Origin of the sequence: Pedobacter sp. (assembly GCF_031119335.1) — a bacterium.
Taxonomy (GTDB): domain Bacteria; phylum Bacteroidota; class Bacteroidia; order Sphingobacteriales; family Sphingobacteriaceae; genus Pedobacter.
The window spans coordinates 435,208-448,395 of record NZ_JAVHXT010000001.1 but is presented as its reverse complement, the minus strand read 5'-3'; the positions used below and the strand labels follow the sequence as shown (position 1 = coordinate 448,395).

Genomic DNA, 13,188 nt, shown 5'->3' with positions numbered 1-13,188 from the left:
GTGCATTCGCATGTACTAAAATCAAAAATCTTCCACTTGTAATTTTCTAACAATTAGGAAGGCCCTACCAAACTAGGGTACGCAACATCAACCTACGCCTAAAACCTAGGCCAACAGCAAATCGTAATTCGTAAATCTAAACTCGTAATTCCAATGTCAACTCAACATAAATTCGAAACACTACAAATCCACGCTGGACAAGATATAGACCCAACAACTGGTTCAAGAGCTGTTCCAATCTATCAAACAACATCATACGGTTTTAAAAACTCGGAACACGGTGCAAATCTTTTCGCACTAAAAGAATTTGGGAACATCTACACCCGTATCATGAACCCAACTACCGATGTTTTCGAAAAACGCATTGCCGCTTTAGAAGGCGGAGTGGCAGCTTTAGCTGTAGCTTCTGGGCAAGCGGCACAATTCATTGCACTAAACAATATCTTGCAGGCTGGCGATAATTTTGTTTCATCTAGTCACTTATACGGCGGTTCTTACAATCAATTCAAAGTTGCTTTTAAACGCTTAGGAATCTCCGTAAAATTTGCCGATGGCGATAATCCATCAGATTTTGAAGCGAAAATTGACGAAAACACCAAAGCAATTTATTTAGAAACAATCGGTAATCCATCTTTTAGCATTATCGATTTCGAACAAATTGCTGCCATTGCCAAAAAACACGATTTACCTTTAATTGTAGACAACACTTTTGGTGCTGCTGGTTATTTGTTCAGACCAATAGAGCACGGTGCAAATGTAGTGGTACAATCTGCCACAAAGTGGATTGGCGGTCACGGAACCAGCATTGGCGGTGTAATTGTTGACGGTGGTAACTACAACTGGGGCAATGGAAAATTCCCAGCATTTACTGAACCTTCTGATGGTTACCACGGTTTAGTTTTTAACGATGTGTTTGGGCAAAATGGTCCTTTCGGAAATATCCAATTCATCATCAGAGCACGCGTAGAAGGTTTGAGAGATTTTGGAGCTTCGCAATCTCCGTTCAACTCTTTCTTATTGTTGCAAGGTTTGGAAACACTTTCGTTGAGAGTTCAGCGCCACGTAGAAAACGCACTGGCTTTGGCCAAATGGCTAGAAAACCATCCGGCAGTTGCCAAAGTAAACTACCCAGGATTGGAAAGTAGTCCTTATCACGCTAACGCGAAAAAATATTTATCAAACGGTTTTGGTGCGGTATTAAGCTTCGAATTGAAAGGCAATAAAGAAAATGCAATTGCATTGGTTGACAACTTAAAATTGGTAAGTCATTTAGCCAACGTAGGCGATGCAAAAACTCTGATTATTCAACCTGCAGCAACTACGCACCAACAATTGAGCGAAGCAGAGCAGTTAGCTGCTGGCGTTACACCTGCATTATTAAGAGTATCAGTTGGCATTGAGCACATCGACGATATTAAAGCTGATTTTGAACAAGCATTTGGCGCTCTCGCTTCCTTAAACTAACACACAACAACACAACCACCAACAATGAGTACTTCGTTAACCTATAAATATCCAAAAATATTCAAGCTAGAAAGCGGTAAAAAACTCCGCAATCTGGAAATTGCATATCAAACTTATGGTACTTTAAACGCTAAAAAGGACAATGTAATTTGGGCTTGTCACGCATTAACGGCAAATGCCGATGTATTAGATTGGTGGAAAGGCTTATTTGGCACTAAAGATTTGTTCAATCCAGAAGAACATTTCATTGTATGCGCCAATGTTTTAGGCTCTAATTATGGCACTACTAATCCGCTGAGCGTAAACCCAGTGACTGGCCAACCTTACTATTTGGCTTTTCCGGAATTTACCATTAGAGATTTAGCGGCGATACATCAGTTACTTGCCGAGCACTTGGGTATTAAAACGGTAAAAACGTTAATTGGTGGTTCGTTGGGAGGTCAGCAGGCTTTAGAATGGTCTATCGCAGGCAAAACTGAAATCGAAAACTTGATTTTAGTAGCAACCAATGCGGCACACTCACCTTGGGGGATTGCATTTAACGAAAGTCAGCGATTAGCAATTGCAACAGATAGAACTTTCTACGCCAACAAACCAGATGGTGGTTACAAAGGCTTGAAAACAGCAAGAAGCATTGCTCTGCTTTCATACAGAACTTACGAAGCTTACAACGAAACGCAACTAGAAAGTGTAAACGATAAAGTGACCGATTTCAGGGCTTCTTCTTACCAAAACTACCAAGGCGAGAAATTATGCAAACGCTTTAATGCCTACAGTTATTGGTATTTAAGCAAAGCGATGGATAGCCATAATGTTGGCAGAGGCAGAAAAAGCGTAGCTGATGCACTCAAATTAGTGAAAGCAAATACTTTGGTAGTAGGAATTGAAAACGACATCCTCTTCCCTATTACAGAGCAGCAATTTTTAGCCAACAACATTAACGATGCACAATTTGCCAGCATTAAATGTGCTTACGGACATGATGGTTTTTTGATAGAAACGGATAAGCTAACGAACATTATTGGCAATTTTTTAAAGGAAAACATAAAGAAAAAAGTAATTAAACTACAACACATCGCCTAGCGGAAAAAGAAGAGCGCTTGGCATTGAGCAACATATCTCAATACGCAATACGCTTATCTCAATACTAATTAAACACATGAGCAAGAAACTTAAAATAGGATTATTTGGATTTGGAGTTGTTGGACAAGGTCTACACGATATCATAAAAGCGCAAAACCTAAATCTAGAAATTGTTAAAATAGCCATCAAAAACCCTGAAAAGAAAAGAACGTTAGATGCACATTTGTTTACCACCTCACATGATGAGATATTAGACAATCCAGAAATCAATACCATTGTAGAGCTAATTGATGATGCGGATGCGGCTTACAACATCACAAAAAGAGCATTGAGCAGCGGTAAAAATGTGGTATCGGCCAATAAAAAAATGATTGCTACACATTTGGCAGAATTAGTGCAACTGCAAGAAGATTATGGAACTTCGTTATTATACGAAGGTGCAGTTTGCGGCAGTATTCCAATCATCAGAAACCTAGAAGAATACTACGACAACGAACTTTTACACGGCATCAGCGGAATTTTCAACGGTTCTTCTAACTACATTCTTTCTAAGATATTTAACGAGGGAGCAAGTTACGATGCCGCTTTAAAGGAGGCACAAGATTTAGGTTTTGCAGAAACCAATCCTATTTTAGATGTTGGTGGTTACGATCCGAAATTCAAATTAACTATTGCTACAGCCCACGCTTATGGTTTGTTCTTAAATCCTGACAAGATCTTGAACATCGGTATCCAGAACTTAAGCGATGCAGATATCCAATACGCCAAAGAGAAAAATTACAAAATCAAGTTAGTGCCAACTACCAGAAAAATCAGCACTAAACAGGTAATCACTTTTGTATTGCCAAAGTTTGTGAAGAGCGATGATTTCCTTTACAATGTAGAAAATGAATATAACGGCGTAACGGTACAAGCTGCTTTTGCTGATAAACAATTCTTCTTCGGCAAAGGTGCTGGCGGTCATCCAACAGGTGCAGCCGTACTTTCTGATATCGCTGCATTGCGTTACGATTATCGTTACGAGTACAAAAAGTACAAGCAACAAAACGGCTTAATCCATACCGATAAAGTGAGTTTGGAAGTTTACCTACGCTACCAACATGAGTACACTGTAGAGAAACTGCAAATAGAAAACATTTCAGAGCGCTTCTCTCGCAACGATTATAAGTATGTAATTGGAAGCGTAAGTTTAAAAAGCCTTTTGGAGAACAAAGATATCTTAGTAAACAAGGATGTTTTTATTGCCCAAACAGGCAAAATTAGCTATAGCGAACAAGATATTAAAGCTATAGCCGAAGAAGGAATTTTAGTGAATGGTTAAAAGCTTGTTGGCGGGGACGCCAACAACTGAACTGCTTGCGTTGACGTCCTCGCCAACGTATCAATTAAGTCGTAACTTCAACTAGTTATTCAGTAAATTAAATTTTTATATTGTTTTGTTTTGATAGTAAAATGCCCAGATGGATGTCTGGGCTTTTACATTTTTAAAGGTCTCTTGTCAGTCTTAGCTCCGATTAATGGGAATAGGTTATCGAAGACTATTCATTTCTTGAAGAGCAATTTCAGTACAACTATTTCCCGAAAGTCTGGCTGTTCGCTACAACTCCTCGCCCTCCGCCAGCTGGCGGATTGGCTGTGGGGTTTCCACTTCCATCCAGTCTAGTTAACTTAATTCTGTGTAAGAAAGGGCGTTTTCCGACATACCCAACTCGATTGGGTATCGTAATGCGAAAGCTAGTTAAAAACAACAAGTAGATTATACCTAAACACCCCGGTCTTCGACCACCCCTCTAAAAGAGGGGAATGGCATGATTAATTCCCCTCTTTTAGAGGGGTGCCCAACGGGCGGGGTGTTTTTTTTTGCGAATTATTGCACAGTTTTTTGTTCATTAAACCTGATAGTAGCGAGCACTTTTGGCAAACCAATATGGTTTGCCAATAAGTAAAGCGGATAGCAGGGCTATAGCCTCCGATGGAATGATGACTTTCATTTTCTAGAAAAAAAAAATCCCGACAAAAAAATTCGTCAGGATAGATTTATATCATTCAAATAGAAGTCTAAGAAATTTCTCTGTTAATGTCCCAGTTCTCTAGATAATCTGCTACTCGGCGCACAAAAGAACCACCCAAAGCGCCATCTACTACCCTATGGTCATAAGAAAGTGAAAGGAACATCATGTGTCTAATTGCAATAACATCACCGTGTTCGGTTTCTAAAACTGCAGGCTTCTTTTTGATTGCGCCAACCGCTAAGATAGCCACCTGCGGCTGATTGATAATTGGCGTTCCCATCACATTGCCAAAAGAACCAACGTTTGTTAAAGTGAAAGTTCCATTTTGCGTTTCGTCTGGCTTTAGCTTCGAGATACGTGCTCTGTTAGCCAAATCGTTTACCGCTTTGGTTAAGCCCACCAAATTCAGTTGGTCGGCATTTTTAATTACCGGCACAATTAAATTACCCGATGGTAAAGCAGCCGCCATACCAATATTAATATCTTTCTTCTTAATGATTTGCGTTCCGTTTACAGAAACGTTAATCATTGGAAAATCTTTAATCGCTCTTGCTACCGCTTCTACAAAAATTGGGGTAAAAGTGATTTTTTCGTTCTCACGTTTTTCGAAAGTATTCTTCACTTTGTTGCGCCACAATACCAAATTGGTTACATCGGCTTCCACAAATGAAGTTACGTGAGGCGAAGTGTGCTTGCTCATCACCATGTGGTCAGAAATGAGCTTGCGCATTCTGTCCATCTCTATAATTTCATCGCCGCCGCTTACGCTAGTTGCAATTTGAGCTGGCTGAGCTAATTTCTCTTGTTTTGGAGTTTCTACAGCAGATTTTGCCTGCGCTAAAGTATCGCTAATTCTAGAAGTAGAACCTCCTTTTTTAGCTTGAATATGGTTTAGTAAATCTTCCTTAGTCAAACGACCCTCGGCACCAGAACCTTTAATGCCATCTAGTTCTTCAATAGAAACACCTTCTTCTTTGGCTATATTTTTCACCAATGGCGAATAAAATCTATCAGAAGATTTAAAATCTACATTAGCTGGTGCTGATGTATTTTCCGTGAGCAGTTGGCTAATGCCAGGAATTGTTTCTGCAATTGGCTCAGCCTTCGCTTCTGCCTGCACTTCCACCTGAGGAGCTGGTGTTTCACTAACACCACCTTCAATCTCTATAATTGCAATTACTGCCCCTACCTGCACTACATCATCGGCAGCAAAAAGCTGTTTTACCAATTTACCTGCTACTGGCGAAGGCACCTCAGAGTCTACCTTATCGGTGGCAATCTCTAAAATGGTATCATCTAAATCTATGTTATCACCTGGCTGTTTAGTCCATTTAATAATGGTTGCTTCGGCAACACTCTCTCCCATTTTAGGCAATAACAATTCGTATTGAGCCATATATTTTTCGTTAGTGTAAATTTGGTTACGACTACAAAAATACGTTTTTTAATGCTTTATTAAAAGTAGTTTTCAGTTTGCAGTTCTCCGCTTTCGGTTTAAACAGTTAACCAGTTTAAACAATTAACCACTTAACCGCCTTTCAAATCTTGTTTCAACTGCACAAAAAGCATCATTAAAGCAGCCATTGCAGCACGTTCTATATTTTGTAACCGCTGACTGGCGAATTTATACATTTTCGCATTCACCTCAGCTTTGCTTGCTACGGCAATCCAAACCGTGCCGACAGGTTTTTCTGCAGTGCCACCATCTGGACCAGCAACACCAGTTACAGCAATAGCATAATCGGTTTTAAAATTGTTAACGGCACCTAAAGCCATTTCCTTTGCAGTTTGTTCGCTAACAGCACCAAATGTTACTAGTGTTTCTTCCTTTACTCCTAGCACCGTTTGTTTTAAAGCATTAGAGTAAGTCACCGCACCTCCCTGAAAAACAGCAGACGAGCCAGAATGTTGGGTAAACAGATGAGAAATATATCCGCCAGTACAACTTTCGGCTAAAGAAAGTGTTAAACCGTGTTTACCCATTAAGTTTAATATCGCTTTTTCGAACGGTACGTCTTCCGTTAGCACCACAAATTTTTCTACACGCTCTACTATTTTTTTGGTATAAAATGCCACTTCGGCTAGCAAAGCTGGTTCATCACTACCCGTTGCGCTTAATCTCAACCTCACCAAACCTAATTTTGGCAGATAAGCCAATTTAATATGTGATGGTAAAGCATCTTCGATATCAGCAATTTCTTGCGCTAAGAATGATTCGCCCAAACCCGCAGTTAAAATAGTTTGATGAACGATAAATGGCATTTGAAACCGTTGTTGAATGCGAGGAATAATTTCATCCTGCATCAAGTATTTCATCTCAAAAGGTACACCTGGCATAGAAACAATGATTTTACCGTTGTGCTCAAACCACATACAAGGCGCTGTGCCATTTTGGTTTTTAATTACGGTACAACCATCTGGCACTTCTGCTTGCTTGATATTTACATCAATCATTGGGCGGTTTAGCTTCTCGAAAAATAGCTTTACATGAGCCAAGGTTTCTTCATCTAAACGCAAAGGCATATTGAAATACTTCGACAAAGTGTGCTTCGTAATATCATCTTTAGTTGGACCCAATCCACCAGTAATTAAGATAATGTCGGCACGCTTTTGAGCTTCATCCAACGCACTAACAATGTGTTCCGCATCATCAGAAATCGATGTGATTTGCTTAACCTTCACTCCAACTTTATTAAGTTCTATCCCCATCCATGCAGAATTAGTATCTACAATCTGACCAATTAGAATTTCATCACCTATGGTTATAATTTCTGCAAACATGGCTTTTAATGAATTTTGAATGATTAAATGAGAGATGATTAAATTTTGAATGACTGAACGAGAGAGTGATTGAATTAAACTTACAACTTAACAACCTTACAACTTAACAACAGCTTAATACGTGGTATAAAATCCTTTACGTTTACTCAATTTTAAATCTTGTAGTACTGAAGCTCTTACTCTAATATCGATTGAATAACTTTGATAAAGTCCAAAAGGAACCCAAGTAGCGCTTAAATCCCAGCAATGTAAATCTCTGTAAATTGAGAAATTAGTCTGAGAAAGGTTCTTTGCTTTAAAATCGTAACCTGAGCTATAGGTGATTTTCCATTTTGGCGTTAAGTTAAAGTCGCCGCTAAAGTTTAGGGTATTGGTAACAGTTCTCGTTTCTGGTCTACCTAGCGGATTGTTATAATCAAATCGGTAACTAAAAGAAAAATTCCAAGGTATGTTAAAATCTACAAAGGCATTTGGGTCTCGGCTAATGGCGTTTAAAGCATCTATTTGTGCCTGTGTTCTACTTGCGGCTGGCGCTTGTTGGTTCAACTGATCCAGATTTTCATTTCTGCGTTTAAATGCTTCGGGGTTTAAACTGTAATCAAAAGAAAAACCAAAATTGGTTAAACGAGGTAATTTTCCGTCTTGCCATACGAACCTATCTATTTCTCGGTAGGAGAAAGTAGTTACTGCATCGGCGCCAGTTCCCGAAGTAAATGGCACTTCACCAACAGTATAAGGACTAAAAATACCGTTGAAGTTAATCCCTAATTTCTCAGTAAACTGTGAACGACCACTAAAATTGATTGGTGCAAGTTTCTTTTCTTTTGCAAAGATGTTATAAGAAGTATTAAACGTAAGACCTTGCAAAATTGCTAATTTACGTTCACCTACTCCTGTAGTATCTTTTCTATCCCTAACTTTTAACTCAACATTGTTATCTACGGAGAAACCTATGCTACCATTTCTACCTTGTGAAGGACCTCCATTCATAAATACAGAATACAGTAGCGGATTCCCTAAATTATCCCTAACATATTCGCCAGTTGGCACACTCATTCCCGGTCTAAGATCATCTGTGTAATACTGGGCTGGCAAAAAGTAACCTAAACTTTCTCTAGAAAAATCTGGCGTATAGCTGAAACTAGCGGTTGGGGTCATTACGTGGCGCATTGCTTTTATGGCTCCGTTACCCTTAAATTGCTTGATACCATAGATTTTGGTAGACATTCCGGTACTTAAGCTATATTGTGCACCGCGTTTAAAACCGTTAATCGTATCGGGTCTTATTTCATATCCAGAATTGGTTCTGATATATCTGTTTCTTACAGTTTTAAAATCCCATTTTTCAGAATAATTTACACTAGAAGTGAAGTTAAGATACTTTAAAAGTGTGAATGGTAAACTGATAGGTACGTTGTGATTTACGCTATTGGTAAACCTATTGAAACCTCCTTTGGTAAATAACAAATCTTCTGTAGTACTTACATTATTGGTTGCATTCATGCTGTAACCCAAGGTTAGCCTTTGATACCATTTAGCTTCGCCTACTCTTTTTTTAGAGTCAAATGGACTAATGGTTGTCATGTTTAAACTTACATCGGGCAAGGTTAAACTCACATTTCTAGTTTGGGTTTCCTGCGAGTGTGATAAAGCAGAAGTAAAGTTGAACAAACCATCGCCAAAAACTCTACCGTACGAGATACTGGAACGGAGTGAATTTTGCAAAAATCTATTAGGATCGTAAGTACCGTTACCAGCAGTTAATGCGTTGTGCCTGCTAGAACCTGCATTTACCGATGCACTAAAGGTGCTTCCGGGCCTTGCATTTGCGCCTTGACTGTGCGTCCAGCCAATCATGATGGTTTTCACGGGTTCAAACTCTGGTGTACCTTCCAATCCGTTACGCGTACTCGAATAAGTTAGATTTAAATTACCGTTGTATTTGTATCTTTTGGTGTAGTTAGATACCAAATTCATGTCATAAGAACCATTGGTAAATATATTTGTAATCAATCTAGCATCCATATAATCATTAAACGCTAAATAATAACCACCGCCCAATAAAGAGAATCCTTTGGTAGCATCCTCGCCTGGAGTAGGCAAAATAAAACCGGATGCCTTTTTGTTAGGCTTCGGGAAAAATGCGAAAGGCAAACCCAACGGCATAGGTATATCTTCAAACTTCATATACACCGGACCGGTAATGATATGCTTTTCTGTAGCGATACCTTTAGATATTTGTATACCAAAATGTGGATGCGGTAAATTACAAGTACTGAAGGTCGTATTATGAACATGAAATTCGTTATCGGGCTGCATTTTTGTTCTACCTCCAGAGAAAAAACCACCCTCTTGCTCAGTAAATACGCCATGCACTACACCATTTCCTATTTCGATATTATAGCTTAGTGAATCGGCCATAGAAGTACCTTGTCCTTCCATTTTAAAAATGGGCCGCCCAAAATACCTTCCCTTATCGTTTGTACTACCTCTTGCAAATACAAGCTTGTTCTTATTATCGAACCTAATAAACTCTGCATCTAATTCCAAACCTTCATATTTTACACGTGCACCACCATATAAGTACTGGATTTCATTTTTTTTATCTACCACAACCGAGTCTTTTGCATAGTACTCTAACTTAGAGTCGAGGCTACTTTTCTTCATCGGCCTTTTGGTAGTGTCTCTTCTTATGGTATCTGATTGTTGTGGTAAAGTCTGAAAATATCCTACGTTTGCAGATGCAAAAACTTTAGTATCAGCCAGTACGACTAACAACACCAAAAACGTGGAAAAAATGAGTGTCTGTAAAAGTTTCAAATTTGTGTGTGAATGTTTATTTTGCAATAATCTTTACCACAAAACGTTCAAAATTAATGAAAAATATACCATTGAATAGAGCAAAAGAAATATTGATTGTCTTATTTTCGATTTTAACGACATTAACACTTGTAAATCAGTCATTTGCACAACAATACAAAATAAAAACAATTGTGCTTGATGCTGGCCATGGAGGGAAAGATGGAACAACCAGAGGCGCCTATTCTACAGAAAAAGATGTTGCACTTAGAACAGCATTACGTTTAGGCAAGCTAATTGAAGAAACTTTACCAGATGTAAAGGTAGTTTATACCAGAACAGAAGATGTCTTTGTACCGCTTTATGAGCGTATCGGTTTAGCTAATCAGGTTAAGGCAGATTTATTTATTTCGATACACTGCAATGATATGCCTGTAATTACACAACGCTATATTAGCGGTTATACCAAGAGTAAAAAAGGCAAGAAAATTCCAATTTATAAGACCAGACATGCCAAAAGCACTTCTACAAGAGGTACAGAAACCTTTGTATCTGGTACTGGCAGAATAGACGAACAAGACGAAGCTATCAAACGTGAGAATGCTTCTATCTTTTTAGAAGATAACTATAAGGAGAATTACGAAGGTTTTGATGCTACAGATCCGGAAAGTGCAATTATTCTATCTTTAATGAAAAACACCTTTAGAACACAAAGTTTAAAGTTCGCCAAATCGATACAAGATCAATATGTAAAGGTTGGAAGAGTAAATAGAGGCGTGCAGGAAAAGAGCTTAGCGGTATTAGCCAGAGCTGGGATGCCTGCAGTACTTACAGAAATTGGTTTCTTGTCAAATCCTGGCGAAGAAGACTACATGAACTCGGAAGCTGGTCAAATTGAGATTACAAATTGCTTACTAAAAGCTATTCAGGCATATAAATTGAGTGTAGAAATCTAATAATTTGTATTTTTGCAAAAAACACACAAAATGCGATTAAAAAATAGCTTACTATTCCTCACTTTTTTATTAACTTTTTTTTCGTTCTCTAGCGTTTTTGCACAAGGCTATAAAATTAAAACCATTGTAATTGATGCAGGGCATGGCGGCGTTAAACCAGGTGCAAAGGGTGCTTACTCTTGGGAAAAAGATGTAGCTTTAAAGGTAGCACTTAAATTAGGAAATAAGTTAGCAGAAGAATTGCCAAGCATTAAAATTATACAAACCCGTAAAACAGATGTAGATGTAGATTGGTATCGCAGAGCGGAAATTGCCAATGATGCCAAAGCCGACTTGTTTATTTCGATACACTGTAATTCTATGCCTCCAGGAAATGGACATGTACGTGGCACTGAAACTTTTGTTGGTGCGTATAGACGTATCAATGAGATGGATGCAGGTTTAAAGGAAAACGAGGAAATCATTAAAGATAAAAACTACAAAAAACAAGGCACTTATGATCCAACAGATCCAGAAGAAGTAATCTTGTTGTCGTTATATAAGTCGCTTTATCGTTCAAAAAGCTTAGCTTTGGCTAGCCATATTCAAAAAAATTATACAGAAGTAAACAAAAGGGTTAATAGAGGTGTTAAAGAGCAAGGTTTGTTAATATTACAGCGTGCAGCTATGCCTTCGGTACTTACAGAAATTGGTTTTATTTCTAACAGAGACGAAGAGAAATATATTAACTCAGACGAAGGACAGGAAGAAATTGTAATGGCGATAGTGAATGCCATAAAACAATATAAAAAAGAAGTTGAAAATTAAAGCTTGCTGACATTAGCAAAAAACGATTATAATACCCATCAATAAATCGCTACAACACAAATGAAAATAAAAAACGAAACTAAAGTAGGTGTACTAGCTGCCTTCTCTATTGCCCTACTCATTATCGGATATAACTTTTTAAAAGGGAACAGTATATTTTCTAACGAAACGATTTTGTTTGCTAGATATTCGCAGGTTGATGGATTGACAGTTTCAAAACCTGTTTTAATCAATGGTTATCAAATTGGTAGAGTTGCTGCATTGGAACTGCAACCAGATGCAACTATTAAAGCAACCTTGAAAATAAACGGCAAATACGAAATTCCGAAAAACACCATTGCTCGTTTAGAAGGAACCGATTTACTAGGCAGCAAAGCCATTGTTCTAACGTTAGGTAATGATAAAAATTTTGCAGAAGATGGTGATTATTTAGAAACCAACGTAGAAAAGGGCTTAATGGAAACTTTCCAACCAGTACAAAAGAAAGCAGAGCTGATCATTACAAAAATGGATTCCATCCTTTCTAGTGTTAATACCATTTTAAATCCTAATTTACAGAAAAACATAGATAAGAGCTTTACTAGCATTGCCGGTACGCTTGGTTCATTAGAATCTACATCTAAAAAAGTTGATGCTTTGGTAGGTGCTGAAAGCTCAAAACTATCTGCTATCTTATCGAACGTAGAAGCAATTACCGCGAATTTTAAAAGTAATGGAGCTAAGATTGATGCCGTGATGAATAACTTAAATACAGTTACTGATAAAGTTGCTGCGTTAAACTTTGAGCAGACGGTTAATAACGCTAATAAGGCAATGGCCGACTTACAAGCCATACTAAGTGATGTGAAGAACGGCAAAGGTACCTTGGGTGCCTTACTAAACGACAAACAGATGTATGACAACCTAAATAATGCTTCGAAGAATTTAGATGCATTAATGATTGATTTAAAGGCAAATCCTAAGCGTTATGTACACTTCTCGGTATTTGGAGGCGGAAATAAAAAGGATAAATAATAATAGCTGAATAATCTTTGGCTAAAAAAGCGAAGACTTAAATGTAAAGTCTTCGCTTTTTTTATTTAAATACTTGACATTAAGAAGCTGTCAAAATTTTAGTGATTTTTTTCATTTGTCAGTCTGAGCTTAGCCTGTGCCGATTTAATCCTATCGTGTGGGCACAAATATTAGCAAATGTCATTTTCCTCCCCCTGCCCCCTCGGAGAGGGGGATATGCAAAATGCTTAAGCGCTACGTGTCCCCCTTTGGAGGGGGATTCAAGGGGGAGG

9 protein-coding genes are annotated in these 13,188 nt (G+C 38.3%); 6 read left to right on the top strand and 3 right to left on the bottom strand.

Translation table 11 applies throughout. The annotated features are described in order from the left end of the window. Positions 1 to 153: 153 nt before the first annotated feature. The 3 genes from REI64_RS01870 (at position 154) to REI64_RS01860 (ending at position 3,868) form a co-directional block, all read left to right on the top strand. Entirely contained in the window at positions 154 to 1,464 is a 1,311-nt protein-coding gene (locus REI64_RS01870) for an O-acetylhomoserine aminocarboxypropyltransferase/cysteine synthase (RefSeq protein WP_308848383.1), read from the top strand. A gap of 24 nt (positions 1,465 to 1,488) precedes the next feature. After that, on the top strand, positions 1,489 to 2,547 hold the full coding sequence (metX, locus tag REI64_RS01865) for a homoserine O-acetyltransferase (protein ID WP_308848382.1): 1,059 nt from the start codon (positions 1,489 to 1,491) through the stop codon (positions 2,545 to 2,547). A gap of 76 nt (positions 2,548 to 2,623) precedes the next feature. Beyond that, the gene (locus REI64_RS01860; protein ID WP_308848381.1) at positions 2,624 to 3,868 is read left to right on the top strand and encodes a homoserine dehydrogenase; all 1,245 of its coding nucleotides are present in this window, start codon (positions 2,624 to 2,626) and stop codon (positions 3,866 to 3,868) included. A 737-nt stretch (positions 3,869 to 4,605) separates the two neighbouring features. Here REI64_RS01860 and REI64_RS01855 read toward each other — a convergent pair. The 3 genes from REI64_RS01855 to REI64_RS01845 all read right to left on the bottom strand — a co-directional run bounded on the left by REI64_RS01855 (position 4,606) and on the right by REI64_RS01845 (position 10,160). Beyond that, positions 4,606 to 5,955: a dihydrolipoamide acetyltransferase family protein gene (locus REI64_RS01855; RefSeq protein WP_308848380.1), complete on the bottom strand. Its 1,350-nt coding sequence runs from the start codon at positions 5,953 to 5,955 to the stop codon at positions 4,606 to 4,608. 131 nt (positions 5,956 to 6,086) lie between these two features. Beyond that, positions 6,087 to 7,340, bottom strand: a complete 1,254-nt coding sequence (locus REI64_RS01850; RefSeq protein ID WP_308848379.1) for a competence/damage-inducible protein A — start codon at positions 7,338 to 7,340, stop codon at positions 6,087 to 6,089. 114 nt (positions 7,341 to 7,454) lie between these two features. Further along, a complete protein-coding gene (locus tag REI64_RS01845) occupies positions 7,455 to 10,160 on the bottom strand; it encodes a putative LPS assembly protein LptD (RefSeq protein ID WP_308848378.1) in 2,706 nt (901 codons plus the stop codon). A gap of 56 nt (positions 10,161 to 10,216) precedes the next feature. On the opposite strand from REI64_RS01845, the gene REI64_RS01840 reads away from it, so the two are divergent. Genes REI64_RS01840 through REI64_RS01830 form a run of 3 tightly spaced genes read left to right on the top strand, consistent with a single transcriptional unit; the run spans position 10,217 to position 12,916 of the window. After that, positions 10,217 to 11,095 carry an N-acetylmuramoyl-L-alanine amidase gene (locus REI64_RS01840; protein ID WP_308848377.1) on the top strand — a complete coding sequence of 293 codons (879 nt, stop codon included), beginning with the start codon at positions 10,217 to 10,219 and terminating at the stop codon, positions 11,093 to 11,095. A 30-nt stretch (positions 11,096 to 11,125) separates the two neighbouring features. Continuing rightward, positions 11,126 to 11,902 (top strand): N-acetylmuramoyl-L-alanine amidase, encoded by a 777-nt coding sequence (locus REI64_RS01835; RefSeq protein WP_308848376.1) that lies wholly within the window; start codon positions 11,126 to 11,128, stop codon positions 11,900 to 11,902. Between the two features lie 60 nt (positions 11,903 to 11,962). Then, entirely contained in the window at positions 11,963 to 12,916 is a 954-nt protein-coding gene (locus REI64_RS01830; protein ID WP_308848375.1) for an MlaD family protein, read from the top strand. Positions 12,917 to 13,188: the final 272 nt, after the last annotated feature.